Annotated in this window: 25 protein-coding genes; 11 read left to right on the forward strand and 14 right to left on the reverse strand. The window is 64.9% G+C overall.

Features of this window, described 5'->3' with window-relative positions:
* Nucleotides 1-90: 90 nt before the first annotated feature.
* Nucleotides 91-1,401, reverse strand: coding sequence for a lactate 2-monooxygenase (locus TVH25_RS04090; protein ID WP_422423414.1), 1,311 nt, complete (start codon nucleotides 1,399-1,401; stop codon nucleotides 91-93).
* Between the two features lie 201 nt (nucleotides 1,402-1,602).
* On the opposite strand from TVH25_RS04090, the gene TVH25_RS04095 reads away from it, so the two are divergent.
* The gene (locus TVH25_RS04095) at nucleotides 1,603-2,025 is read left to right on the forward strand and encodes a hypothetical protein (protein WP_169621758.1); all 423 of its coding nucleotides are present in this window, start codon (nucleotides 1,603-1,605) and stop codon (nucleotides 2,023-2,025) included.
* 68 nt (nucleotides 2,026-2,093) lie between these two features.
* Here the strand turns inward: TVH25_RS04095 and TVH25_RS04100 are convergent, their stop codons facing one another.
* The 6 genes from TVH25_RS04100 to TVH25_RS04125 all read right to left on the reverse strand — a co-directional run bounded on the left by TVH25_RS04100 (nucleotide 2,094) and on the right by TVH25_RS04125 (nucleotide 8,662).
* On the reverse strand, nucleotides 2,094-2,531 hold the full coding sequence (locus TVH25_RS04100; protein ID WP_422423415.1) for a DUF6262 family protein: 438 nt from the start codon (nucleotides 2,529-2,531) through the stop codon (nucleotides 2,094-2,096).
* On the reverse strand, nucleotides 2,528-4,264 hold the full coding sequence (locus TVH25_RS04105; RefSeq protein ID WP_422423416.1) for a tyrosine-type recombinase/integrase: 1,737 nt from the start codon (nucleotides 4,262-4,264) through the stop codon (nucleotides 2,528-2,530). The genes TVH25_RS04100 and TVH25_RS04105 overlap by 4 nt, the downstream gene beginning before the upstream one ends.
* A 227-nt stretch (nucleotides 4,265-4,491) precedes the next feature.
* Nucleotides 4,492-5,613, reverse strand: coding sequence for a tyrosine-type recombinase/integrase (locus TVH25_RS04110; RefSeq protein ID WP_422423417.1), 1,122 nt, complete (start codon nucleotides 5,611-5,613; stop codon nucleotides 4,492-4,494).
* 354 nt (nucleotides 5,614-5,967) lie between these two features.
* Nucleotides 5,968-6,642, reverse strand: coding sequence for a hypothetical protein (locus tag TVH25_RS04115; protein WP_422423418.1), 675 nt, complete (start codon nucleotides 6,640-6,642; stop codon nucleotides 5,968-5,970).
* A gap of 643 nt (nucleotides 6,643-7,285) precedes the next feature.
* Nucleotides 7,286-7,522: a hypothetical protein gene (locus TVH25_RS04120; RefSeq protein ID WP_422423419.1), complete on the reverse strand. Its 237-nt coding sequence runs from the start codon at nucleotides 7,520-7,522 to the stop codon at nucleotides 7,286-7,288.
* 426 nt (nucleotides 7,523-7,948) lie between these two features.
* Entirely contained in the window at nucleotides 7,949-8,662 is a 714-nt protein-coding gene (locus TVH25_RS04125) for a hypothetical protein (RefSeq protein WP_422423420.1), read from the reverse strand.
* A gap of 1,144 nt (nucleotides 8,663-9,806) precedes the next feature.
* Between TVH25_RS04125 and TVH25_RS04130 the strand changes: the two genes are divergently transcribed.
* From TVH25_RS04130 to TVH25_RS04140, 3 genes are all read left to right on the forward strand, one after another.
* Complete coding sequence (locus TVH25_RS04130) at nucleotides 9,807-10,838, forward strand: Rv2578c family radical SAM protein (RefSeq protein ID WP_422423421.1); 1,032 nt, start codon at nucleotides 9,807-9,809, stop codon at nucleotides 10,836-10,838.
* A 221-nt stretch (nucleotides 10,839-11,059) separates the two neighbouring features.
* A complete protein-coding gene (locus TVH25_RS04135) occupies nucleotides 11,060-11,434 on the forward strand; it encodes a VOC family protein (RefSeq protein WP_169621760.1) in 375 nt (124 codons plus the stop codon).
* 49 nt (nucleotides 11,435-11,483) lie between these two features.
* Entirely contained in the window at nucleotides 11,484-12,212 is a 729-nt protein-coding gene (locus TVH25_RS04140; RefSeq protein WP_422423422.1) for a GNAT family N-acetyltransferase, read from the forward strand.
* Between the two features lie 15 nt (nucleotides 12,213-12,227).
* Here TVH25_RS04140 and TVH25_RS04145 read toward each other — a convergent pair whose 3' ends face one another.
* Both TVH25_RS04145 and TVH25_RS04150 read right to left on the reverse strand, forming a co-directional pair.
* A complete protein-coding gene (locus tag TVH25_RS04145) occupies nucleotides 12,228-12,668 on the reverse strand; it encodes an acyl-CoA thioesterase (protein ID WP_169621762.1) in 441 nt (146 codons plus the stop codon).
* A 67-nt stretch (nucleotides 12,669-12,735) separates the two neighbouring features.
* The gene (locus TVH25_RS04150; protein ID WP_169621763.1) at nucleotides 12,736-13,203 is read right to left on the reverse strand and encodes a MarR family winged helix-turn-helix transcriptional regulator; all 468 of its coding nucleotides are present in this window, start codon (nucleotides 13,201-13,203) and stop codon (nucleotides 12,736-12,738) included.
* A gap of 112 nt (nucleotides 13,204-13,315) precedes the next feature.
* Between TVH25_RS04150 and TVH25_RS04155 the strand changes: the two genes are divergently transcribed.
* The 4 genes from TVH25_RS04155 (at nucleotide 13,316) to TVH25_RS04170 (ending at nucleotide 17,668) form a co-directional block, all read left to right on the forward strand.
* Complete coding sequence (locus TVH25_RS04155) at nucleotides 13,316-13,822, forward strand: VOC family protein (RefSeq protein ID WP_169652176.1); 507 nt, start codon at nucleotides 13,316-13,318, stop codon at nucleotides 13,820-13,822.
* 55 nt (nucleotides 13,823-13,877) lie between these two features.
* Nucleotides 13,878-14,906 (forward strand): pirin family protein, encoded by a 1,029-nt coding sequence (locus tag TVH25_RS04160; RefSeq protein ID WP_296549488.1) that lies wholly within the window; start codon nucleotides 13,878-13,880, stop codon nucleotides 14,904-14,906.
* Nucleotides 14,903-15,697, forward strand: coding sequence for a pirin family protein (locus tag TVH25_RS04165; protein ID WP_422423423.1), 795 nt, complete (start codon nucleotides 14,903-14,905; stop codon nucleotides 15,695-15,697). The genes TVH25_RS04160 and TVH25_RS04165 overlap by 4 nt, the downstream gene beginning before the upstream one ends.
* Nucleotides 15,698-15,790: 93 nt before the next feature.
* On the forward strand, nucleotides 15,791-17,668 hold the full coding sequence (locus TVH25_RS04170; RefSeq protein WP_422423424.1) for an SEC-C metal-binding domain-containing protein: 1,878 nt from the start codon (nucleotides 15,791-15,793) through the stop codon (nucleotides 17,666-17,668).
* Nucleotides 17,669-17,733: 65 nt separating this feature from the next.
* On the opposite strand, the gene TVH25_RS04175 is transcribed toward TVH25_RS04170, so the two are convergent.
* From TVH25_RS04175 to TVH25_RS04190, 4 genes are all read right to left on the reverse strand, one after another.
* Nucleotides 17,734-18,012, reverse strand: coding sequence for a hypothetical protein (locus TVH25_RS04175; RefSeq protein ID WP_169621768.1), 279 nt, complete (start codon nucleotides 18,010-18,012; stop codon nucleotides 17,734-17,736).
* A gap of 256 nt (nucleotides 18,013-18,268) precedes the next feature.
* Nucleotides 18,269-19,279 carry a hemolysin family protein gene (locus TVH25_RS04180; RefSeq protein WP_169652172.1) on the reverse strand — a complete coding sequence of 337 codons (1,011 nt, stop codon included), beginning with the start codon at nucleotides 19,277-19,279 and terminating at the stop codon, nucleotides 18,269-18,271.
* Nucleotides 19,276-20,655, reverse strand: a complete 1,380-nt coding sequence (locus tag TVH25_RS04185) for a hemolysin family protein (RefSeq protein ID WP_296550805.1) — start codon at nucleotides 20,653-20,655, stop codon at nucleotides 19,276-19,278. The genes TVH25_RS04180 and TVH25_RS04185 overlap by 4 nt, the downstream gene beginning before the upstream one ends.
* Nucleotides 20,656-20,951: 296 nt before the next feature.
* A complete protein-coding gene (locus TVH25_RS04190; protein ID WP_169652170.1) occupies nucleotides 20,952-21,092 on the reverse strand; it encodes a hypothetical protein in 141 nt (46 codons plus the stop codon).
* Nucleotides 21,093-21,426: 334 nt separating this feature from the next.
* On the opposite strand from TVH25_RS04190, the gene TVH25_RS04195 reads away from it, so the two are divergent.
* Nucleotides 21,427-22,884: a SulP family inorganic anion transporter gene (locus TVH25_RS04195; protein ID WP_169652169.1), complete on the forward strand. Its 1,458-nt coding sequence runs from the start codon at nucleotides 21,427-21,429 to the stop codon at nucleotides 22,882-22,884.
* Nucleotides 22,885-23,269: 385 nt separating this feature from the next.
* Here the strand turns inward: TVH25_RS04195 and TVH25_RS04200 are convergent, their stop codons facing one another.
* Nucleotides 23,270-23,524: a hypothetical protein gene (locus tag TVH25_RS04200; protein ID WP_422423425.1), complete on the reverse strand. Its 255-nt coding sequence runs from the start codon at nucleotides 23,522-23,524 to the stop codon at nucleotides 23,270-23,272.
* A 149-nt stretch (nucleotides 23,525-23,673) separates the two neighbouring features.
* Here TVH25_RS04200 and TVH25_RS04205 point away from each other — a divergent pair, with 149 nt between their 5' ends.
* Together TVH25_RS04205 and TVH25_RS04210 are read left to right on the forward strand one after the other, a co-directional pair.
* A complete protein-coding gene (locus TVH25_RS04205) occupies nucleotides 23,674-24,165 on the forward strand; it encodes a hypothetical protein (RefSeq protein ID WP_422423426.1) in 492 nt (163 codons plus the stop codon).
* 107 nt (nucleotides 24,166-24,272) lie between these two features.
* Nucleotides 24,273-24,683, forward strand: coding sequence for a hypothetical protein (locus tag TVH25_RS04210; protein WP_169621774.1), 411 nt, complete (start codon nucleotides 24,273-24,275; stop codon nucleotides 24,681-24,683).
* Nucleotides 24,684-24,772 lie beyond the last annotated feature (89 nt).

Consider the following 24,772-nt stretch of genomic DNA (forward strand, 5'->3'; position numbering starts at 1 on the left):
CTGTAGCTCGAGGCACCTGCGTCGGCGAGGTGACAGCCGGCGGTCGGCGGCCGTGCGCATCCCGATCGGTGTGTCCTCGGCCGCGGACCGTCAGAACGACGGATTGGGGCGAACGAACCGCTCGTCGATGTCGGGGATCGACCGGGCCCCGGCGAGCGCCATGGTGAGATCGAACTCGGCGATCACGTTGCGGATCACTTCTTCGACCCCGCGCTGTCCCGCGACGGCCAATCCGTACATGTAGGGCCGGCCGAGCAGCACGGCGTCCGCACCGAGCGCGAGCGCGACGAACACATCGGATCCGCTTCGAATACCGCTGTCGAGCAACAGAGTAGGTTCACGCCCGATCGCGGCCCGGATCTCGGGAAGCGCGTCGAGCGACGCGATGGACCCGTCGATCTGGCGCCCGCCGTGGTTCGACACCACGATCGCGTCGACACCCAGATCGACGGCGCGGCGGGCATCGTCGGGGTGCAGAATTCCTTTGAGCACGATCGGCAGGCTCGTCCGGTCGCGGAGGGTAGCGAGGTGCTCCCAGCTCAAGCCCGGATTCGAGTAGATGTCGAGGAAGGTTTCCGCGGCTGCGCGGGGCATCGGGGAGCGAAGGTTGTCGAGAAACCTGCCCGGATAGTTGCGGGTCATCGACATCAGCGTGCGGACCGCTCCCGCTGTGATGTCCGGCCGTTCCGTGACGAAGTCCCGCGCTGCGGCCACCCGCTGCCGGACGATGTCGAGGAAGCGCGGATCCGAGGTGTACTGGGCGATGCCTTCGCCCCGCGCGAACGGCAGCGAACCGAGATTCAGATCCTGGGGACGCCATCCCAGCATCGTGGTGTCCAGCGTGACGACGACGGCTTCGGCACCGCTCGCCTCCGCCCGACGGAGCAGGCTGTCGACGAGGTCCTCGTCCGAACTCCAGTAGAGCTGGAACCAGCGGGACGCCGAGCCCATCGCGGCGGCGCAGTCCTCCATCGGGTTACAGCCCTGATTGGAGAAGATGTACGGCACGCCGGTCGACGCCGCTGCCCGCGCGATCGACAGGTCGCTGTCGCGGGCCATCAGCGCGCCGGCGCCCACGGGGGCAAGCAACAGCGGCGACGACAACGACGTGCCCGCCACCGTCGTACTCAGGTCACGCTCGGTGACACCGTGCGCCATCCGCGGAACGATCGACCACCGGTCGAACGCGCGCCGGTTGTTGCGCATCGTGCGCCCTTCGCCGGCGCCGCCCGCGACATACGCCCAGGCCCGCGTCGAGCTGGCGCGGCGCGCGGCGCGTTCGAGATCGCCGAACGCGGTCGGCACTGCGGGCCGGCGCCCCAGCGCCCCGCTGCGGTAGACAACGCCTTGGCGGTCTCGGCCGGGACCGGCGGCGGTCACAGGCACGGTGGTTTCGCTCACGAGTTCCCCTTTGCTCGGGCGCACAAGTGCACCGATCCTTCCGCAGAACGGCGGAACAGGACACTACTACGCCGGGGGCTTCCGGTATCGCGGCACAGGACCTGCGACGACCGCCGTCGCGGCAACGAAACCCAGCCGTTCACCGTCGTCGGCGCATATGCTTCGCAGGATCTCTCCGGACTCACCGACCCCAGGAATCCCATGAACCTCTTGCGTGCTCTCGGTGCCTGCACGATCGCACTCGGCATCTCTGCTTCCGCGACGGCGGGGATCGCCTCTGCGGCAGCGACCGTCCCGTTCCGGATCGACCCCGCATCGTTCGGAAACCCGAACGGGAGCTTCGACGTACCGCCGTCCAGATGCGTGGCCGTGCTCGAGGATCGCCCCGGCATCGTCACCATCTCCGGCGGGAAGCAGGACGGGTGGGGCTGCATCATCGGCTCGGAGGTGACGTGGCTGAACCTGTCGACCGGCGCCTCGGGCACCGCGTGGCTGTCGGACGGGCTGAACGGGTTCCCGCCGAAAACCACTCTGAACACCGGCAGTGGGCAGGTTGTTCTCACACTCCGGTCGACAGTCGGCACGACCACGACCCCCGGTTTTGCCACCTTCTCCGTGCCGTAGGTGATCGGGCGACCCATCTCGTCGCAGATTCGCGATTGACAGGTCATCGCACACACATTCCCCTGGGCTCAGTCCGTCCGCGCAGCCTCTGAACTGCGGTTATGTGTCGTGGACGGTGTCTTCGACGGACTTACCCGTTCGCTGCGGAGCTGTCCGTGCACAAGTGCGAGCTGGTGGCGTAGTTGCTTGTTCTCCGAGGTGAGTTCCGCGATACGAGTGTGAGCAAGTTCGAGCCGCCGCTGCCAGGAGGCATCGCTCGCAGCAGGCGGGGCGGACGACCGCGGTCGCTTCGGAGCGAGATCGTGGGACCGGTGGATTCGTTCGAGCAGATCGGGCTGGGTGTAGATCCACGATCGTGCGACACCCGATGCGCGAGCGAGTCCGGCGACGGTGATCGGGTCGTTGCCTGCTTGCAACTCGGTGAGCGCAGCCTCGGCGCGGTCACGAGCGAGCGCGCTGCGCCGTTGCGCCGCCGACCGTAGGTGGGCGGTGTTGTCGGCCCTCACGAGGATGCCTGCGGATCGGTATCGGGTTTATTCTCGAGGCTGGTGATGATCGCCGTCAGGTTGTCGGCGGTGCGGGTGTTCATCTCGACCAGACGCAGCTGCCCACGTTGGCGGGCCCGTTCGATGATGCCGCGGGTCATTTCGAGTTGTTCGCGGTGCTGCGGCAGAAACTCCGGGGTGGTGATGAAGACCGCGCAGGTCAGGCAGGCGTTCGAGTGTGGACAGCTCTGCTGCAGCGGCAGGCCGCAATAGCCGTTCGGTAGTGCCATCGTGGCGCGGGCCAGGTGGTGTTTGGTCCAGGCCGCATCGGCGAGTGGGCTGTCGTCGGTGATCGGGACGGTATGTCCGTGGATGTCGACCTTGCGGGCTCGTTCCCAATGGTCACGCACGGTGGTGTCGTGCAGGCGGGCGTAGTGTGCGGTCATCTCGGTGGAGGTGTGGTCGAGGATCTTGCGCACTACTTCCTGGGGTACGTCGTTGTTGATCAACCGGGTGCCGAGGGTATGCCGGAACTGGTGCGCGGTCACGTGGACCGGCTCGCCGCGTTCGTCGCGGATGCCGCAGTCGGCGACCCACTGTTGCAGTGTCGTGGAGATGACCGAGCCGCCGATGACCTGTGTGCCGTCGCGGTTGTTCCTTGTGCGGGGGAACAGGATCGCTCGGGTCGAGTAGTGGTCGCGGACGTGTGTGATCTGAGCGTTGATGGCGGCGGCAAGTTCATCCGAGATCGGCACCAGTGCTTCGCGTTTCATCTTGCGGTTGTAGTAGCGCAGATACGGGGCCTTCTGGTGATCGTGGACGAGGCAGTCCTGGGGCAGGTGCAGAGCATCGTTGATGCGTAGTCCGGTCTGCATGAGCAGTGGGAAGAGCAGTCGCCAGCGGGGATCGGTGAGCTTGTCGAGGTTGGTCGGGTCTTCGAGTTGGGCCATCACGAACTCCGGTAGCGCTCGGGGCGGCAGCGGCGTTCGTGCGGGGGAGTCTTCGCTGTAGAGGATGGTGCGGGCGGGAACGCCATCGAGCCAGTCGTGTTGTCGGGCGATGGACAGAAAACGCGAGAGCGAGCTCAAGGCCATGTTGCGGCCGCTGGGGGTCAGACCGTCCTCGGCGAGCACTGTCAAGAATCGGTCGAGAACCGGGCGGGTGAACTGCTCGGGGGCGGGGTCGGTGCCGGCCGTGTCGGTGAGGGCGCGGGCGAGGCGGGTCAAGGTCATGAGGTCGCGGTGCATGCCACTGGGACTGTGTTCGACGTCCTTGCGCCAGCGGATGAATCGCTTGACGGCCTCGCGAAACCAGGGTTGGTCGATGCCGGTGAAGTCGAAGATCCACCCCTTCGCAGGTCCGGCGACGCCGATCCGGCGCAGCCGCCACGTGTCACGGGCATATTCGCGGTCGGCCCCGTCACGGCCGGTGAGCCGGTCGAGTTCGTCGATGACGAAGGTGAGGAACCCAAGCGTGAGTTTCGACGGTCCTGAGTGCTGTGCAGGGCCATATTTTGTCCGTCGCGGCGACCTCGGCCAGTCCGTTTCGTCGGGCTCGAGCAGAGAGGATATCGGAAGATCTCCCAGCGTAGCGATCGTGTTGCGAAGCGCAGCGAAGCTCAACCGCGGTGGATTGTCGACTTCTCGTGCCCGCTGAACGCCGAAGGCGATCTCCCAGCGCAGTGGGATCGGCAATGCCGACAACCGCAGCTGTTGGGGGCCGGTGAGGGCGGTGCCAGGGTCCCAGTCTTCCAACGGCGGGGACCCGCGGTATTTCCAGCGATCCTGGTGTGTCGAGCACAAAACGGAGGCTGGGGCCCATTGTGGTCGTGGGCAACCGTCGATCACGCACTCGGTACCACCACCGATCGGGTCGGTGGGGTGGAGTTCGATGCGGTTTTCACGTATAGACGGCGCGACCTGCGCGAACAAGAGGTCGTGTCCGAGTTCTGTGGGCGGAACCAACCGGATCCGGCTCGTCGTCATCGTCCGCCTTCCGTCGCGGTGGGGGTGCCGGCGGCCCGGGCCAGCCAGCCGGATCGCTCGAGGGCGTCGCGAACGTGGGTGATGTCCAGGTGCGCATAGGTGCCGATGGTGGTGGTGGTCGAGGCGTGCCCGAGGAGCTTCTGCACGACCTCCGGGGGGACCTCGCGTCGCAGGAGTTCGGTGGCATAGGTGTGTCGGAACATGTGGGCGGTGAACTCGATTCCACTGCATCTGCGCAGGCGGGCGATCAGGTCGGTGACATTCCAGTAGCGCCACGGATCCCCGTGGTTGCCGGCCCAGAGGTTGACGAACACGTAGTCGCAGTCGAGGTCGCCGTATTCGGTGACGAGATAGTCGGTGTAGAGGCGGATCAGGGCAGGTGCGATGGGGATCTCACGTTGACCGCACTTGACCCGGGCCTGGTTGCTGTTGCGGCGGGCACGCACCCGGACCAGACGTTCGGCGGGGTCGATGTCCTCGTGGCGCAGCCCGAGGGCTTCACCGACACGCATACCGGTTCCGGCAAGGAGGGCAATCAGGAACCGGTCCCGCAGACGGTCGCAGCAGGCCAGGATCGCGGCGGTCTGCTCGTCGGTGAGTGTGCGGGGTAGCCGTCGCGGCGGGGTCAGCTTGATGGTCTTGCGTGTCCCGCGATCACCGAGATGCGCCAGGAACGGCCGCCACGAACTCGATCGGGCCCCGCTGGGGTTCATAGCGGTCAGCAGGTCTGCGCACGACACTCCGTGGCGAGCGTGGAATCGGTAGAACGAGCCGATCGCTGAGAGTTTGCGGTTGATCGTGGTCGCGCTGCAGTGTGGGGTCACCGTCGGCAGGGCGGTGACTGTGCCAGCTCGGGCGTCAGGGGCCAGCCGTAGCCATCCCGCAAATCTTCCCAGCTGTTCCAGCGCGACGGTGTCCCAGTCGATCTCGTGTAATCCGAGGAACTGGAAGTAGTCGCGCAGATCGAACGCATACGAACGGACCGTGGTGGGAGATCGTTCGATCACGGTCAGGTGCGCCAAGAACATTTCGATCGGCTCGATCACGGTGAAGTCGTCGTCGAGTACCGTCCACGACTCGTCTCCACCGGTCGGCTGGAGAACCCGCTGAACCAACATGTCAGACCCCATATTGTCCGCTGTGGACCACTTGTGCGGACAGTAACCGGTGGCACCGACAAGGAAGTTTCGATCCCGACGGGTCCGTCCGAAGGACCTTTTCGTGCTATCGGTCTCCCGCAAACGTCGGATTCATTCCAGAGTCTGTCGGAGCCCCGTACCACATCAGCCGACCGCGATCAGGGACGTCCTGATCGGTGACCGCAGGATTCGAGCGATCGGGTGCTACCCGACCAGTACGATCAGCGTCAGTCCCGTACAGATCCCACTTGCGGCTCTACGGTGGGAGTTGTGCGAGCTACTTCCACCGATCGAGGGGCCCGCTCGGCCGTCGGCGGTCCAGCACCAACCACGTCAGTCCATAACGACACCAGAGGGCAACAGCAACGAAGGATCAATCTCGATCAGGTCGATGTCATCGTCGGCACAAAGCGTTTCACATACGTCTCGAGGTCCACTGATGTAGCAGGAATCGTTGTAGATCGGCTGAGCGATAGCCAAATGATGATCGCGCAGCCAGACCGCAGAGGGGAAATGACGCCCTTCCTCAGCAGTAAACATGCTCAGTGTCCCCAAGGGAGCTGTGAATGTCCGCACTCCGCCTTGGGTGAGGAACCTGCTGGGATCGGCGGGTGCGGAGGACGTATGCGCCAGCAGGACCGCCATGTCCGCATACCCCTCCCACACCGCATATTCCACTTCCTCTTCAAGCCCGACAACACCAGCGAGGGTCGAAAGCAGTGCATCCATCGATCTGTGATCGACGGTGCCCATCGGCTGAGTCAAGAGTTCAGAGTGGCCGGCGCCGCTCCAGGCGTCAGCGATATCCTTCCATGTGACCTGCGGGCTCAAGGAGAGGTTCGAAATACGGGCGGCCATACCCCACGACAGCGAACGAGGTGGATCGCTCAATGGAATGGGGAGGAACCATCGGAGCACAGTATCCGCGCCTCGAAGCGCATACCCCTCCACTCGATCCTTGTCCGTTCCAAACGACTCATCCCATGCTTCGGGCGAACTGACGTCCACCGGACTCTCCTCTGCCTGGATCGATCACAACAACGCTCATTGAGGCTCGATACCGACCCCGTAGGTTGAAAAAAAGACAGGATGAGACCCTTGGAAAGGGTTGGGATAGAACAACTCCAATACGCTGTATCGGGCCCGAATGGGCACTTCGACTATCACATGAACGTGGTCGAGAGACACACCCGTCAAGCACTTCTCCTCATCTTCCGAACAGGTCAAGGACCCTTCTTCTTCGGAAGGCGTTTCCGTCATAGGGTTCGTCCCGTTGAAGAATTTCACATTCACCATCGACGGACGTACGGCGGATCCAATCCTGAACTCCAAGGAATGGTCTGCGGCCGATACGAGGGTGAGGGACGAGGCAATAACGTCGGGGCCGGGTTCAAGACTTGAGGCTGTCCGACTCTCGTTGTCAAACCACTCATATGCCAAAACCGGAACAACTTTTCCCTCGACCTCGACAACCGGTGGCGACCTCGGCGGGGAGTCTGTTCTCATCAAGTTGGAGCGGCCATTTTCCGTTGACTGAACTGCTTCGTCCGACTGTCGATCAGAACATGCGACCGCGAGTGCGGCAACGAGACCTACTGGAAGCAACACCCACGGTCGCATATTCATTCTCATTCTCACCAGTTGTTCATTCTCAGCAGTCGAACCTGCTTACACCGGGATCCTGCCAGTTCGACGTAGTCGCGGTGTAGCGGACACCGTCGCTCTCAAGCGACGCGTGCTGGGAGTAGCCCTTGTAGGTATAGGTGCCCACCCCTGAGCAATTCCAGTGCGGATGCGCATCCTGACTGGTGGTGTTGTTCGTCCGCCACGACGAGTCCGACGCCAATTGCTCCGGACCGTACCAGCGGTCTCGATAGAGAAGCGTCACAGTCTCCACGCGCGGAACAGCAACCGTGCATGTCATCCGCCCGTGAACGGAAGCGTTCACACCGCTCTTATGCGGAAAGTCGGTCGAACCAGTACACCCCGCAGGCGACGGAACAGAATCAAACGGCTGCACCACCCCCCCTTGGGGGGCAGTCTCAGCGAAAGCGGTAGATACCGGCATGGGTGCCGACTCCGGAGGCGGAAGCACCGGCGCAGTAGTGATCAGCGGGTTTGTCTCCGGCCCTGGCCCTTCACCGGGTTGCGCCGACGCCTGTGGCGCAAGGACCGTACCCACGACGAGCAACAATGCCCCCAGTCCACCGGCTACACCCCCTCTTTTGGCTGACTTCATCGCAACTCCATCCGAAGAATTGTTCTTTCAATGCTTTCCTGTGCATAGCAATCTGGTGCATCAGAGCAAGAACAGCTACGAGACATCGAAAGTTCCGATCTGCGTCACGCCGTCAGTCTTGTAAACGGGGAGGCTGACGCCAGAATCTGCAGCTAACAGATCGTCGTGAATCACGTACCCGATCTCACCATCGGTCATGTAGACGGCAACCAAATCCGGGATATCACTGGCATCCTCGGCTCCCTCGGCGGAACCGTAGCTCTGCCCTTGAGCGTTAACGCCAGCTTCCACAATCGAGTCAATACTCGACTGGGGCGCCGATCGCTCGGAATCACCGCTGGCCAAATCGAAATACAGTGGATCAGTAGGGAACGTCAGATAGTCGTTTGCCGATGCACCGGGATCCCAAACCGAAATGAAACCATGGCTGTTGTACCAGCCGGTACCGCAATCCGCGCCACTCGTGCGAACCGTGTGGGACGGAGTGTACTGCGTGTTGTACTGATAGTTCGTCGCTTCACACAGGGCACCACTCTTGAACAACCGCGCCTGTGCCCCGATCGTCCCAGGCTGGGCTTGCGAACCGAATGACGTCCAGATTCTGGTCTCAGCGACTGTAGAAGGCGAATTGATAATCGTCGATTGCCCCAGGTGGACGATTCCGAATGCGTTCGGTGGCGTCGGACTGATCCATCCCGACAGGGTCTCCGCGTTTGCCACTGGCGCTTGAGCGATGCAAATGGCAGCGGCAGCGGCAGCGGAACCCACCACTACGGATGCGCGGCGCATGCACGCGAATTCAACTTGGACACAGTCATTCCTCCCTAAATGCTGTCAATGCCTCCCCGACCCTGGCTCACCGTAGCAGTGATATGTCTATTTTTCGCGGTTTGAAATGAACATCCATTTCGCCGTTGCAACCCGACGGGGCGGTCGTCCCGCCTCGGTTGAGCGAGGACGCGACTGAGCCGCTGCTGCCGCCGCAAACTCCGTCGACCGACTTGTTCCACGCACTAGAACGTCTTGTCTCGCAGAAGGACAGTCCCGACGGCATCGTGCGGTATCCGATCTCCAACTGCGAGTGTCCAGACTCGATCAGGGCCGCCACCGTCGGCTTCGCCGCGGTCCCGGCAGCGTTGCGGAAGCTGCTGACCCGCCGCGCGTTCGTCGACATCGAGGCGCGGCCGAACCGGCTGTACGCCGCGCTATCAGAGGCCGCGCGCCTACGGCCGGCAATGTCGGACCGGATTCAGCCTCAACCCCGCAGTGTCACCGCGAACCGCTCGACACCCGGATGCAACTCCGCCAGCGCCACCATCTCAAACCCCAACGCCCGATACCCCCCCGCTTTACCATCGGTCTGCGCCTCGATCAACCCGAATCCGCAACACTCCCGCACCCACTCCACCAACGCCGCACCCACACCCTGAGGGCGAACCTTCTGCGCAGAAGCAATGCGCACCAGCTCGATTCGATCACCAATGGCACATACCCCACGACCCCCACCACCTCCACATCAGCACGCGCCACAGCCATACTCACCCGTCCGAGCCGGTATGGTCCCAAAGCCCGATCCACCCGATCCTCACCTCCGCCGATCGCCAAACGCACGACTCAGCAATCGAGGCGTCCACACCCACAACCGACTCAACCACCAACACACCCACCGCCACACGCTACGACGACACACCATCGGGAGCGTGAAGTTCCGACTTATACGAATGTCAGCGGTATGTGATCGGGAGTCGCCCGACGGCTCCCTGTCGAGCGATCGCCGGCCGGGATTGTGTCGATCAACGTGCCACGCAAGTGGCATCGTCAAGCGCTTGGATAACACTGCGCGCTCTTCCCGGTGCAGACGACAAGTACGTCGTCCACTTCGTCATGGACACTCTAGGCACCAACCCGGGAGAACACATGTTCGACTGTCTGTATGCGGTGGGCGGCTCAGACAGTGGATACGGACGACGGAGCCCTGCCCGGACTGGATCGGGCGGGTCTCGTACGCAGCGTGCAGACCCCCGAGTTCGAAGGAATCACGTTCCACGAGGTGCTCTGCAAGAGCGCGCTCAACAAGACCCCCGAGGCATCGAAACTGCCCTTCCGGTACACGGTCAACACCTTCCGAGGGTGCAGCCATGCGTGCCGGTACTGTTTCGCCCGGCCCACGCACGAGTATCTCGATCTCGACGCCGGCCACGACTTCGACAGTCAGCTGGTCGTCAAGACCAACGTGGCCGCTGTGCTGCGACGGGAACTCGCGCGCCGGTCGTGGACCCGCGAGCACGTCGCACTCGGCACCAACACCGATCCCTATCAGCGGGCGGAGGGGCGATACCGGCTCATACCCGGGGTCATTCGTGCCCTCGCCGAATCCGGCACACCCTTCTCGATACTCACCAAGGGCACCCTCCTGCGCCGCGACCTGCCGTTGCTGACACTCGCTGCCCGGCAGGTCGATGTCCGGCTCGCGGTGTCTCTGCCGATCGGCGACCACGACCTGCAGCAGCAGATCGAGCCGGGCACCCCGTCGCCCAGGGCGCGTCTGGACATGATTCGCGCCATCACCGACACCGGGTTGTCGTGTCACGTGATGGTTGCTCCGGTCATCCCGTTCCTCACGGATTCGAGCCGCCACCTCGACGAACTCTTCGCAGCCCTCGCCGCTGCCGGCGCGTCCTCCACGACGGTGATCCCGATGCATCTTCGCGGTGCCACCCGCGGATGGTTCCTGTCGTGGCTCGGGCAGGAACATCCTGCGCTGATGCGGCGTTATCGCGCGCTCTACGGGCGCGGTGCCTACGTGTCTCCGGAATACTCGCGCTGGCTCGACGACCGGGTTGCCCCACTGGTCGAGCGTTACGGACTCGGCGGCCGGAAACTCGAGCATCGGGAGATTCCGCCGGTGTCTTCCGAGCGGGGTAGGGAAGACGCCGGCACGGTCGTCGCGCCGACCCTGTTCTGACTTTCTCCCGGCCGGAAAGCGTTGTCCGCCGGAGCATTGCGGTGTAGCCTCGGGCCGGTGAACACCGGGCCGGCATCATGCCACACACGGATTGGTGATCCGGTGGAGTTCTGATCTCCGCACAGGCGCCGACACGGCGTCGTGACACCACAGTTCGAGGACCGCCTCGCTTTCGTGAGTACCGCAGCCACTACTCCACGAACAGAAAGCGAGGTCTCTTCATGCCGGCTACGTTCAACCACACCATCATTGCGTCGAAGGATCGGAACCGATCGGCCGACTTCTTCCGCGAACTGCTCGAACTCGGGGAAGCCCCGTCCTGGGGTGTGTTCACGAACCTCGTGCTCGACGACGGCGTTCTGCTGCAGTTCGCGGAACCGCCGGTGGACATCCAGATGCAGCACTATGCCTTTCTCGTCGACGACGACCTGTTCGACCGTGCCTACGCGCGACTGACCGCGGGCCGCATCGACCACTGGGCCGATCCGCAGATGACCCGGCCGGGTGAATGCAACTCCGGGCACGGTGGGCGAGGGGTGTATTTTTTCGACCCGTCCGGGCACGCCATCGAGCTGATAACCCGTCCGTATCTGTAACGTCAGGGGAGGATGTCGAGTCGGCGATCTGTCCGAAACGGAGAGTGTGATGACCGAAGCGAATGTGGCGGGTGGGCTCCCGATCAGGATCGTCGATATCGGGGATCTTCCGGCAGACATGCTCGACGAGTTCTACGACGATGTTCTCACGCCGTCGTTTCCGGACGAGGAACTGCTCTCACCCGATGCGCTCGCTGCCGCCCTTGCCGACCCTGCGGGGACGATGTGCGCCTCCGTAGCTGTCAGCGACGACGGATTTGTCGTGGGGGGCGCTGTCGGACAGTGGTTTCCGGAATGCAGAGTGCTCTTGACGGTGTATCTCGCAACGCACCCGGGGCGCCGCGGCGGTGGGATAGGCCGGGCGGTGCTCCGGGCCGTGAGGCAAGAGTGGCTACGGCGATACGATCCGCTGCTCATCCTCGGAGAAGCGGAAGATCCGCGCCATCACCGCGACAGAGGGTTCGGGGATCCGGGCCGGAGGCTCGCGTTCTACGTGAACGAGGGGGCACGCGTGCTCGACGTGCCCTACTTCCAGCCGCGGTTGCGGCCGGAGGACGTGCGGGTGCCGCATCTCCTGCTTTTGGCGTTCGCCATCGACGATCGGTCCCGGCCCGGCGACGGTCTCGATTCCGCGCCGGTCCGGTGCTTCCTGGAGAAGAACCTGCTGGCGAACGAGGGCACGATCGGTGACGATCCCGAGACGTCGGCGCTGAGAAACGCGGTGGAAGGTCCGGTCGTGCAGTGGGCGGACCCGCTCGCCGCACACCACGGGAGTTGAGGCTCGGCAGTCCGTTCAGGCGGGGAGGTCGAGCAGGAACTTGTCGAGGACGGCACGTGCGTCGTCGGTGATCGGGCGCGGGCCGCCACCGAGTGCGGTGCTCACATCGATCGAATCGGCCAGGGCGACGCACCGGCCCTGCTGGAACAGCGCCGAGCCCACCGTGAGCGAGGACGTGCCGACGCGCAGTATCCCTGTCGCGATGACGACCTCGTGGGGATAGAAGACCTCGGAAAGATAGTCGATCTCCACCCGCGCGAGTACTGCACGCTCGAACAGTGGGCTTCCGTGTGCCGGCGCGATCGCTTCCATGATCATGACCCGGGCTTGTTCGAAGTAGCGCGCGATCGAAATGTTGTTGATGTGCCCGAGCGCGTCGGTGTCGCTGAACAGCGTCGTGATCGTTCGCTGGATGGGATAGAGATCGAGCGAGGTGCGGCGCGGGTCGTGGCGCATCGGGGAACCGCCTTCGGGTGTCGAGTCTGTGGCGCTACACAACCTAGCGGCCCGCGGCGACGGGGTGTCAGGCGAGTCGGCGCCGTTCGGCCAGACGAGTGCGCACCTTCGCGAACGCCTCACCCATCACGGCCACCTCCTGCGGATCGAGTACGTCGAACATCGCAGCCCGCACTGTGGCGACGTGCTCCGGACTCGCGTCCGTGAGGGTCGACGAACCCTTGTCCGTCAACTCGGCCCAGGCGCCGCGTTTGTCGGACTCGCATTCCACTCGGCTGACCCACCCGGCTTTCTCCATCCGTGCGATCGCCCGCGTGATTCCGCTGCGGGTGGTCGTGCTCGCCTCCGCGAGATCGCTCATGCGCATGCGCCTGTCGGGTGCTTCGGACAGGAGCACCAGGATTTCGAAGTCGGCGGAGGAGATTCCGGCGTCGCGGAGAAGTTGCTTGTCGAGTTCTTTGAACAGCATGCGAGTGACGTCCAGGTAGGACCGCCACAATGCTTGTTCCTCGTCGTCCAGCCACGTCGTCGCCATATGTGCACTATATCCGAAGTAGTTGACTGTGCAACGAACCGTGTGCGACTCTGGTTGAGCAATCAACTACATCGGTCCGGCGTACGATCGCCGGTGGACGGAGGAGGCCGCGATGACCGACGACCGCACCGGCTCGGCCGACCGGTTCGAGCAGCAGCGCGAGCGGATCCGCGCCCGATATCTGGCGCCCCCGGCTACCCGCCCGGCGTCCTCGGCGCGGGGACTTCACCACACGGCGCTCGTGAGCAGCGATGTGGAACGCACCGTCGAGTTCTATCAGGGGTTGCTCGAGTTTCCGCTCACCGAGGTGATCGAGAACCGCGACTACGCCGGATCCTCGCATTTCTTCTTCGACATCGGAGACCGGAATCTCCTGGCGTTCTTCGACTTTCCCGGCCTCGACCTCGGGCCGTATCGCGAGGTCCTCGGGGGGCTGCACCACGTCGCGATCAGTGTGGAACCCGTGCGATGGAATCGCCTGCGAGACAAGCTGGTCGACGCGGGTGTGGACCTGCTCGAACACAACGAGGTGTCGCTCTACTTCCGGGACCCCGACGGAGCACGACTCGAACTGATCGCCGATCCACTCGGCGAGATGTACGGATCCGACGTGCTCTGACCCGATCCGCTCCCGCGATCCCTACGTCCGTCCCTCGATCGGAGGCACCGAATCCATGAGCAACACAGAGGCAGATCCCACCGAGATCCGGTGTTGCACCGAGGATCGTGCGGTCGGCGCCGCGCGGCACCCACGCGTGGAGATCATCAGCGCGCGCGACGTGCCTCTCGGTGGTCCACGAGCCATGCCCGTGCGCCGCACTCTGCCGCAGCGGCAGCGCTCACTCATCGGCGCATGGTGCTTCGTCGACCACTACGGTCCCGACGATGTGGCCGCGACCGGCGGCATGGATGTCGCACCCCATCCGCACACCGGCTTGCAGACCGTGTCGTGGCTGTTCACCGGGGAAATAGAGCACCGTGACAGTCACGGTGTGCACGCACTCGTCCGTCCCGGGGAGGTCAATCTCATGACCGGCGGGCACGGCATCTGCCACTCGGAAGTATCGACGGCCGGCACGACCACGCTGCACGGCGTGCAACTGTGGGTGGCGCTGCCGGACGGTGCCCGGGATGCTGCCCGCGACTTCCAGCACTACGTCCCGCCGGCCATCGATCTCGGCGGCGGGAGGGCGCGGGTGTTTCTCGGGACCCTGGCCGGGTCGTCCTCGCCCGTCACCACGTTCACGCCGCTGCTCGGTGCCGAGATCGTCGTCGAACCAGGCGCGAGCGTCACGGTCGAGATCGATCCCGCGTTCGAACACGGACTGCTGGTCGACACCGGAGCTGTCGAGTTGTTCGACACGCGGTTGTCCCGCGGTGTGCTCGGCTATGTCGGAACCGGCGTGTCCTCGCTGTGGGTGGTGAACCCCGGCGACAGCCCCGCGCGCCTGGTGCTGCTGGGCGGAACCCCGTTCGGCGAAGAGATCGTGATGTGGTGGAATTTCGTCGGTCGAGACCACGACGAGATCGCCGCCTTCCGCGAAGAATGGGAACGGGAATCCGACCGCTTCGGCCGGGTGGACGGCTACGCGGGCGAGGTGGCGCGCCTGCCTGCTCCGCAGTTGCCCCACGCTCGTATCCGACCGCGTCGCAACCCGCCGACCGCAGACGCGCACTACCGACCCCGGGAAGAGAACCGATGAGTACCGCAGCCCACGACATCCGGCTCGACGTTCGGCGCGCGGACGAGCGCGACAAGACCACGATCGGGTGGCTCGATTCGCGTCATTCGTTTTCGTTCGGGCACCACTACGATCCCGCCAACACCCACCACGGGGTGCTGATGGTCAACAACGACGACATCGTCTCGGCCGGACAGGGATTCGACACGCATCCGCACCAGGACATGGAGATCGTCACCTGGGTCCTGGAAGGGTCGCTGGTCCACCAGGACTCGGCCGGGCACTCCGGTGTGCTCTACCCGGGCTTGGCTCAGCGGATGAGTGCGGGGACAGGAATCCTCCACTCCGAGAAGAACGATGCGTGGCGTTTCGACGGGGCGAGCGGCATTCACGCCGACCGGCACGACGATCCGGTGCACTTCGTCCAGATGTGGGTGCTGCCCGACGAAGCGGGCATCACTCCCGGTTACGAACAACTCGAGATCGACCACGAACTGCTGTCCGGGGGTCTCGTACCGGTGGCGTCCGGCATGACGAAGTACGCCGACCATTCCGCGATCCGCATCAAGAACAAGTACGCGGCGATGCACGTGTCCCGGGTCCAGCCCGGGCAGCCGATCGGACTGCCGGACGCACCGTACCTGCATGTCTTCGTCGCCCGCGGTGAAGCGGCGCTCGAAGGTGTCGGTCCGCTGGCAGCCGGCGACGCCGTGCGCATCAGCGGTGGGGGAGGGCAGCAGGTGACCACCCGGTCCGGTGCCGAAATCATCGTGTGGGAAATGCACGCGGCCCTCGGCAGCCCCGCAGCATGACCGGGGTGGCGGCTTTCCCGAGTCGCCACGAGACGGGCACACCGCCACAGCAGAGGACGTCGATCGTCCGAGACGGGGCCGTAGGATCGTGTGGTGAACGAACCGTCAACCGACCCTGTCGCCGCTGCCGTCGCGATACTCGACGAACGATGGCCGCTCACCGTCGACGAAATGGCCGCGGCGCTGTCGGATCGTGGTTTCGGCGACGTCTGCACGCTCGAAACAGCCCTCGAACTGGGCGACGCGTTCGACGACCCGCGAATCATGCACTTGAGCGACGGCCGGTTCGTCTTGCCGCGCAACCTGCTCGAGGGACGCATCTGGACGCACCGCCTCACGGCCGGGGAGATCTCGGCAGACGCGATAGAACTGTTCGACGTGATGATCCCGGTCTGCCTGCCGAGCGCGGACCCGGCGATGCGTGTCGTGATGCCGGGCGAGGAATCGTTCGAAGCACGGGGGTTGCCGGGCGTGGCCTGGGCCCGTCTCGGGGTGTTGCTCTTCCCGGAAGGCTTTCTCTCCGACACCACTCTCGGTGACCTGATCGCGGTGACCTGCGTCGGTGGGGAACTCGTCGTCGACCTGTATCCCGACCAGAATGCCGGTCGCGGGAGTCTGGGCGGGTGGCTGGCCGATCGCGCCGCCCGGTTGTCGGACCCTGAGGACGCGCTGTACCCCGACACCGATCTGTTCGTCGCCCTCGCCGACGACAAGGATCTGGCCCGGGACGCGTGCCTGCCCCTGAGCGAGCAACTCGAGGGGGCCGGACTCGTGCGGGACGGATTCCGGCTGGTGCGGTCCGGCACCGTCACTTCGGCACCGACAGGCGGATACCTGGTCGAAGTAGCCACCGACTCCTTCTCCCGTGCCTTCGATCTCGACACCCGGTCCGCACGGGGCGCCATGGCATTCCTCGCCCTTGCGGGATCGCTTGCCGTCGGCAGCGACAGCACCACCACCCTCGACTCGCATTTCGCGGAGCCCGACGACTTCGCGGGTCTCGCCGACGCGCGTGTTGCCCGGGTGTGCGTGGACGAAGCGCTCGGGCGGCTCGGGTTCGATCCGGTGGTGGTGGCCGCGGCCGCCGAACAGGTGCTGCGGCGAGGACCGCGCCGGACGAGTGCGAGTGCCCTCTGGATCGCCGGCCGGGCCGCCCAGGTGGGCGGTGACGTGGACGAGGCCGAACACCGCTACCAACTCGCCCTCGCAGAGAGCCCGGACTGGGAACCTGCGCTCGAAGACCTCGCCACGATCGCTGCGATGCGAGGTGATGCGGCACGCGGTCTTCGCCTGCTCGAACGGGCCACCGGGGGCACATCCCACGGCATGTATCCGTTCCTTCGTCGTTTCGAGCCGGTCGAACATCCGGAGCTGGGGCGCAACGACAGGTGCTGGTGCGGATCGGGACGCAAGTACAAGGTGTGCCATCTGGGACGATCCGACGCATCACTGAGCGACCGTGCGGTGTGGCTGTATGCGAAGGCGAGCGTGGTCCTCGACGAACCGCGGTGGACCGGAGTGCGTGCGGAACTCGACGTCGCAGCGGGGACACACGTGGGCGAGTCCTCGGTGGATCGGCTCGTCGCCGATGTCGCGCTGTTCGATGCGGGGGCGTTCGACGAGTTCGTCGACAACTGGTCGGCGCTGCTCCCGGTCGACGAAGGTGAGCTCGCACTGCGATGGAGGGGAGCGTCCCTCGACGGGTTCGTGGTCGAGGCGACCGATCCGGGAGAAGGACTCACCGTCCGGAACGTGCGGACCGGCACCGTGTCCGACGTCCGGGACCGCACGGTCTCCGCCGTCCTCGACGGTGCCACGGTCGCGCTCCGGCTCCTGCCGGTGGACTCGGAACTACACAACTACGGCGGCGTGCACGTCGTGCCCGAGCAGCGTCGCGAGTTCGTACTCGATATTCTCGAGCGTCCCGAACCGGCTCCTTCCGATCTCGTCCGGGCCTTGACGTCCGAGTGACAGGACGTCCGAGCGACAGGACGTCCGAGTGACAGGGTCTTCGAGCTACCGAGAGTTGGCGGCAGCTACGTTGCGGAGGCGAACAGATCGCTGACGGCGTCGAGTGCGCTCGCGCACCGGACGTCGTCGGCATGGAGTTTCTGCATGAGTGTTGCCTCGGTGGGCGAGCACACGCCGTCGAGCACGTTCTCGGACACGACGGCACAAGCGATGTGGCCCGGCGTATAGGTCCGGGTCGTCTGCCAGCCTTGTTGAACCGCGATTGCACGCACCGCCGCCCATTGGGATATCTCCGAAGCATCGGGATAACCCACGAACAACAGGCGTCGCTGGGATGTCTGCATGTGTCGAGCCCCTGTCTTGTGCTGTACCTCAGAGTGGTGCGGCCTGGACTGTGATCGAAAAGTGACGTTACGCACACACCGTGTCCACGTGAAAACTATGACAGACACGCAGCCCTACTCGCCGGTACGGCGTGTCGCGCTCGATCGGTGGGGAAAGGCCAGGTGGCGGGGTATCGCGAAAAACCGCGGGGCCACCGCGCCGGATGTACCGGCGGGGTGGCCCCTGGTTGTGTTCGGGCTCGAGCGCGTGTGCTCGTCAGGCGGGCGCCGCCGCCGTCGGGAGCAACCTGGCGAGGACGTCGGCGAGGGTGATCAAGCCGACCACCCGACCGTCTTCTGTGACCGTCGCCAAATGATTGCGAGTTTCCCGCATGGTGCGCAACGCCTCGTATACAGGCACCGACATGTCGAGAGTCAACGCCGGCCGCATCAGATCCGCAGCGGTGACGTCGGCGTCCGCACGCAGGCTGTCCCGTACGTGCACGACTCCGTCGACATGGCCGTTGCCGCGCACCAGCAGTCTCAGGTGACCCGTGCGACGGGCCGTCTCCTGGATCTCCGGCGCAGTGGCCTCCGGCCGCACGCTGCTCGGCGGATGGGGAGTAACGATGTCGGCGAGAGTGAGTGCCTCGAGCTCGAGCGCGCTGGTCAGGTGACCGTGGTACCTCTCGTCGAGCGTGCCGACAGTCGCGGAATGCTCCACGAGGTGACGCAGCGCATCCGAATCCTGGCCCGTGCTGACCTGGTCGACCGCATCGACACCGACCTTGCGGAGGCACCAGTTCGCCAGATGGTTCAGCTGGACGATGACCGGCCGGGTCAGCCACATGAAGCCACGCATCGGAATCGCGAGCATCGTCGCCGACTTCTCGGGATGCGCGATGGCCCAGGACTTCGGCGCCATTTCTCCGACGACGAGATGCAAGAACGTCACGACGATCAGCGCGAGGATGAACCCGGCGACATCGGCCAGCCACAGCGGCGCTCCCCACGCCCCGAACAGGGGTGTGAGCCAGTGGTGCACAGCGGGCTTGGTCGTCGCGCCGAGCGCGAGCGTGCACACCGTGATGCCCAGCTGAGATCCTGCGAGCAACACCGACAGTTCCGACGCGCTGCGCAGGGCCGCACGTGCGGACCGGCTGTCCGGCGCCGCGTCTTCGAGCCGGTGGCGGCGCGCGGCGATCAGGGCGAACTCCACGGCAACGAAAAACGCGCTCGCCGCGATCAATCCGACCGTGACGACCACGACAACCCAGGGATTACTCATCGTGTGCCGCCTCCTTGTTCTCGACGGTCACGGTTCTCGAGGGTCACGCGGAGCGAGGCCGGCACATGCTTGTCGATGTCGCGGACCTCCGCCACGAGCATTCGACGTGGCGGCCGTTCCTCGTGGACGAGGTCCGCGGGATCGGGATCGAGTGGGATCTCGACCGTGTCTCCGATCTCGGGCAGGCCACCGAATTCGGTGATGACCAAGCCGGCGAGTGTCTCGTAATCACCTTCGGGCAGTTCGTGTTCGAGGGTGCGGCTCACCTCGTCGAGGTGGGCGTCGCCCCGAATCAGCCAGCCGTCGCCGTCACGCACGATGACCTCGGCCGAGGCCGCCGGATCGTGCTCGTCGGCGATCTCACCGACGAGTTCCTCGGCGATGTCCTCGATCGTGACCACGCCGGCGAAACCGCCGTATTCGTCGATCACCAGCGCCATCTCGTCGCTCGCGGCGGTCAGTTCGGTCAGCACGTCCGGCAACGGCAACGTCGCGGGGACGATGACCGGTGGACGGCACACCGACGCAGCTGTGCCTGTCTGGACATCGGCGTCGAGAAGATCGTGCAGATGTACGACGCCGCGCAGGTCGTCGGACGACGTACCGACCACGGGGTATCGCGTGTGCCCGGTGCTCATCTTCGCGAGGATGTCGCTCACCGGTTCGTCGAGGTCCACGACGTCCACATGTGCGCGCGGGATCATGGAGTGTTCTGCAGTGCGGGTGGGGAAGTCGAGGATGCGGTCGAGAAGCGTCGAGAGTTCCTTCGGGAGTTCGCCCGCGTTGCGGGACTCGGCGACGATGTGCTCGAGGTCGCGGGGTGTCGCGGAATGCTCTACGTCGTGGACGGGTTCGATTCGCAGTGCTCGCAGAAGCAGGTTGGACGAAGCGTCGAACAGCCGGATCAGCCAGCCGAACAGCCTCAGGTAGATCGTCGTCGACAGTGCCAGCCACAGTGCGACCGGTTCCGGCCGTGCGATGGCGAGGTTCTTCGGGACGAGTTCGCCGAAGACCATCTGGATGACTGTCGAGAAAAGGACGGCAAGTACTGTGCCGAACACCACACCGACTGCGGTGGGGATTCCTAGTCCGCCGAATGCTTCTCCGAGCCCGCTACCGATGAGGGGCTCTGCGACGTAACCGACGAGAAGGCCGGTGACGGTGATTCCGAGCTGTGCGCCGGAGAGCATGAAGGAGGTGCGTCGTGTGACGGACAGGGCGCGTGCGGCGGAGGTGTCGCCGCTTTCTGCGCGGGCTTTCAAACGCGACCGGTCTACGGCCATGTAGGCGAATTCCTGGGCTACGAAGTAGCCGGTCACGGCGGTAATGGCCAGAACGACGGCGATTCCGAACGCGATTCCGAGGGCGGTCAACACGGGAGGATCCGGGGCTCGGTGACAGGGGGGTCGTCACTGTTGGGCGGGATGGGTCTTCGAGGTTTGCGCTTGGCGCGACTCATGGCTCTCTCTGGTAACTCGCGGACAAAGGGTCTTCACAGGATAAGACGGATATGCCTGCCGCAAAGTTCCCCGTGCGCCGGAAGTGCGATCGTCGGCACACAGGTGCAGTCGTCGTCTCCCCGTGGGGCACGCATCGTCGTGCAGCCTGGGGCACGCATTGTCGCGAAGCGTGGGGCGACCGCACCTGCGGACGTGTGATTTACGTGACGATGTCAGGGGCGCGACGAGAACAACCCTTCGTACTCGGGCGCGGCGGGAGGCGGGCTCTGGGGCACCGATTCGGGCACTGTCTCGTCGTTCGGGTTGCTCGGCTGCAGGAAGAGCGGACCGGTGAACTCGCTGTCGTGGCTCATGCCGTCCTTCTTTCGGACTCGGGCTTTCGGGAACGGGGTTTTCGGAACAGGGTTCTTCGGAACTCGGGGCGACGGAAGCGTTCTCGGCGGTGAGGGTCGCCGGGGCGGGTAGAACGTGCGGGGTCCTGTGACGATCGGGCCCGCTGACGATCACGTGCGCTGGACGATCAGGCGCGATGACGATCGAGTCCGCTCGGATGTGCTTGTGGAGCACGGGTGTTCATCGGGCTGCGTGGTGCGGGCTACGACCGTGCGCTGCATCACACCCTATATGTCGATGTCGGCTACGGCGACGCGACACGGCGTCCGGACGCGCCGCGCCTAGAATCTTCCGGTGCACACCGTGTCCGACACTCTCCGCTCGCCTCGACGACTCACGACCGAGGTTCTTGCCGGTTTGGTGACGTCGCTGGCGTTGATCCCCGAAGTCGTTTCCTTTGCGGTGATCGCCGGAGTCGACCCGAAGGTCGCGCTCTACACGTCCTGCATCATGGCGATGACCATCGCGTTCGTCGGCGGTCGGCCGGCGATGGTGTCCGCCGCGGCCGGTGCGACTGCATTGGTGATCGCACCCCTCGTCGCCTCGCACGGACTCGACTATCTGATCGCGGCCGTCTGGCTCGCCGGTGCGCTGCAGATCGTGCTCGCCGTCGCCGGAGTCGCGAAACTCATGCGATTCATCCCACGATCGGTGATGATCGGCTTCGTCAATGCCCTGGCGATCCTCATCTTCGCGGCGCAACTGCGACATCTGTTCGGGGTGCCGTGGCTCGTGTATCCGCTGGTCGCGGCGGGGATCGTCATGATCGTGGTCATCCCGAAACTCACGACCGCAGTGCCGGCCGCGCTCATCGCGATCGTCGCACTCACCGGTGTGGTCGTCCTCTTCGGTATCGACGTGCCCGACGTCGCCGATCAGGGCGAGCTGCCCGGGGGCTTTCCCACGTGGATGATTCCCGACGTCCCCTTCACCATGGACACCCTCGCGATCATCGCCCCGTATGCGGTGGGCCTGGCGCTGGTCGGACTCATGGAATCACTGATGACGGCGAAGCTCGTCGACGAGATCACCGACAGTCGTTCCGACAAGACCCGCGAAGCGTGGGGCCAGGGTGTTGCGAACTGGGCGGGTGCGCTCTTCGGTGGCATGGGCGGCTGCGCGATGATCGGCCAGACCATGATCAACGTCAAGGAGGGACGCGCGCGGACCCGGATCTCGACGTTCCTGGCCGGCTTGTTCCTGCTCCTGTTGTGTGTGACGGTCGGCGACGTGGTCGGGGCCATCCCGATGGCTGCGCTCGTGGCGGTGATGCTCGTGATCGCGGTGACCACCCTCGACTGGCACAGCATCGCACCGCGGACGTTGCGCTTGATGCCCCGGAGCGAAACCGTGGTGATGCTGGTGACGGTCGGCGCGACACTGGTCACCGACAATCTCGCGATCGGAGTGGTTTCGGGTGTGCTCACGGCGATGGTCGCGTTCGCTCGGCGCGTCGCGCACATGACCCGGGTGGAGACGGTCGACGAGGGGGAAGGCAGTCGCACCTACCGGGTGTCCGGCGAGCTGTTCTGGGCGTCGAGCAACGACCTGGTGTACCGCTTCGACTATGCGGGCGATCCCGAGCACGTGGTCATCGATCTCACCGATGCGGAGGTATGGGACGCCTCGACCGTGGCGACGTTCGATTCCGTACAGCACAAGTACGCGGAGAAGGGGAAGCGAGTGGAGATCGTCGGACTCGACGGCGTGAGCATGGAGCGCCTCGAGCGCCTGTCGGGAAATCTCGACTGACCCGATCGTGTCGGAGTACGCGGGGCACTTCACCGACTCTGGAAACCGGACAATCCCCGCAATAACCTTCGCCCCGAGTCGATCTCGCCCCCCAGGCTGCGGAAGAGGCGGAATGCGGTAACAATGGGATGCCAGTGGCAGACGTCACTGATACGACCGATGTACACCGCCTGATAGGAGAAGCACCGTGATCGATTTGGCCTTCCTGGCAGATTTCTTCAGCGCCGCCGCGAACCTCTTCGAGGCCCTGAACTTCTTCTCCGGTTCGGCTGAGGCTGCCGGTCTGTAGCGGGCTCGTAGAGCGCAGCGGGGGGGGGGGGGGGGGGGGGGCCCCCCCCGCCCCCCCCCCCCCCGTTCCGTCGTCGGTGGGAACCGGTCGTCCGGGTCATCCCCCGAGATGTGCGACCGTCGCCTCCATGGTGCTCGCCACCAGTTCGAGGTCGGTCTCGGTGTGCTCTCGGTCCTGCGGCAACTGCTGCCGCAGTTCCTCTCCCGTGACGACGACGAATGCTCGACGGCGCTCGTCGGTGTCGGCGGCGTCCACGACGTGGAACCGGCCCTCCTCGAGAACCAGCACGGGGTCCGGAGACGACGAGCTGAGCAGGTCGCGCAGATCATCGGCCGTCAGATGGGTTGACACATCGTCCTCCTGATTCGATGGGCGGGTACTCGCCGGTGCGTACCCGGCGACGCACGCCCTGAATCGGCGACCCGGCGCCGGAACGCCCACGCTGGATCGGTGGGAAACCTGACGTGAGTCGACCCGATCGGCTGCGATACAACTGATTGATGACAGAGACGCGATCGTCGGACTGTGCTGAAGCACAACGCAGGGTTCCTCGGCGGTGGAAGCAGATCGATCCCTCGCGTCGGGGTGTTGTGCTGGCTTGGGTCGCTTTCACTCTGACGTTCGGTGGCGCCCGACTCGTGACGTGGCTGATTCAGGTCGACACCAGCAACCTCGGTGACGTGAGCGCAGGCGGAGTGCACCTGCACCACTATCTGTGGGGGATCGTCCTGCTGGCAGGTGTTGCGATCTTCGGCCTGGTCGACCGGACTCCGAAAGCGCGAGCGTGGATGGGTCTCGCGTTGGGGGTGGCGCTCGCTCTCATCGTCGACGAGGCGGCACTGCTGATCACTCTCGAAGACGTGTACTGGCAATCCGAAGGATGGCCGTCGGTCGCGCTGGCGATCATTGTGATCGGCATCGTCGGAACGGGACTGGTGCTGACCCGGAGCAGATCCGGAAACAATGGCGGGTCCGGGAATAGTGACGGATAACAACCATCCGACCCAATGGCGGAAACGCGGCCGCATCGCCGCCGCGCCGGTCTACAGTTTCCGAAACTGCCGGCGGACGAGCGGGCAGCGACAGTAACGGAGATCCGATGACTTCCGTATCGCGATACGTCGCCCGAGGTGTTCTCGCAGTGGGATGTGCTGTAGCCGTCGCCCTGGGCGCGGCGGGGACCGCTGCCGCCGACGAATGGCCGCCGATGCCCGATTATCCCACGCCGTTCGTGCCGTTCGAGACGAAGAACTTCCTCACCCCGACCGACCCGGGCTACTGGAATCCGCTCGACGCACGGGAGCGGCTCACGTCGCCTTTCGGGACCTCCACGCGAATCGTGTGCACCGCATTCCACGGCGTGACGTACGACTGCTGGCAGGCCGACGAGCACGGAAACCCGCACAAGCTCGTGAAATTGCCCGCGAACATACCCAGCGTGACCGGCAGTTCCATGCCGGGCGGAGGAAACAGCCATTACGTCTATCCGGGGTTCATCCCCGGCATCTGACGCACGCCTGCACCAGGCGGATGCGTTCGCCTGCGGTCGCGTACGGCATTCGATTACGGTCGAAGGACCGCGACGAAGGGCAGCCGCAC

It is taken from the genome of Rhodococcus sp. 7Tela_A2 (genome assembly GCF_049311045.1).
Lineage (GTDB): Bacteria > Actinomycetota > Actinomycetes > Mycobacteriales > Mycobacteriaceae > Rhodococcus.

Coding starts and splice junctions, on each gene's coding strand:
- TVH25_RS04095 (WP_169621758.1), top strand. CDS start 1,603: ATGAACCTCTTGCGTGCTCTCGGTGCCTGCACGATCGCACTCGGCATC.
- TVH25_RS04110 (WP_422423417.1), bottom strand. CDS start 5,613: ATGTTGGTTCAGCGGGTTCTCCAGCCGACCGGTGGAGACGAGTCGTGG.
- TVH25_RS04125 (WP_422423420.1), bottom strand. CDS start 8,662: ATGCGCCGCGCATCCGTAGTGGTGGGTTCCGCTGCCGCTGCCGCTGCC.
- TVH25_RS04130 (WP_422423421.1), top strand. CDS start 9,807: ATGCGGTGGGCGGCTCAGACAGTGGATACGGACGACGGAGCCCTGCCC.
- TVH25_RS04135 (WP_169621760.1), top strand. CDS start 11,060: ATGCCGGCTACGTTCAACCACACCATCATTGCGTCGAAGGATCGGAAC.
- TVH25_RS04140 (WP_422423422.1), top strand. CDS start 11,484: ATGACCGAAGCGAATGTGGCGGGTGGGCTCCCGATCAGGATCGTCGAT.
- TVH25_RS04145 (WP_169621762.1), bottom strand. CDS start 12,668: ATGCGCCACGACCCGCGCCGCACCTCGCTCGATCTCTATCCCATCCAG.
- TVH25_RS04150 (WP_169621763.1), bottom strand. CDS start 13,203: ATGGCGACGACGTGGCTGGACGACGAGGAACAAGCATTGTGGCGGTCC.
- TVH25_RS04155 (WP_169652176.1), top strand. CDS start 13,316: ATGACCGACGACCGCACCGGCTCGGCCGACCGGTTCGAGCAGCAGCGC.
- TVH25_RS04160 (WP_296549488.1), top strand. CDS start 13,878: ATGAGCAACACAGAGGCAGATCCCACCGAGATCCGGTGTTGCACCGAG.
- TVH25_RS04165 (WP_422423423.1), top strand. CDS start 14,903: ATGAGTACCGCAGCCCACGACATCCGGCTCGACGTTCGGCGCGCGGAC.
- TVH25_RS04175 (WP_169621768.1), bottom strand. CDS start 18,012: ATGCAGACATCCCAGCGACGCCTGTTGTTCGTGGGTTATCCCGATGCT.
- TVH25_RS04180 (WP_169652172.1), bottom strand. CDS start 19,279: ATGAGTAATCCCTGGGTTGTCGTGGTCGTCACGGTCGGATTGATCGCG.
- TVH25_RS04190 (WP_169652170.1), bottom strand. CDS start 21,092: ATGAGCCACGACAGCGAGTTCACCGGTCCGCTCTTCCTGCAGCCGAGC.
- TVH25_RS04205 (WP_422423426.1), top strand. CDS start 23,674: ATGACAGAGACGCGATCGTCGGACTGTGCTGAAGCACAACGCAGGGTT.
- TVH25_RS04210 (WP_169621774.1), top strand. CDS start 24,273: ATGACTTCCGTATCGCGATACGTCGCCCGAGGTGTTCTCGCAGTGGGA.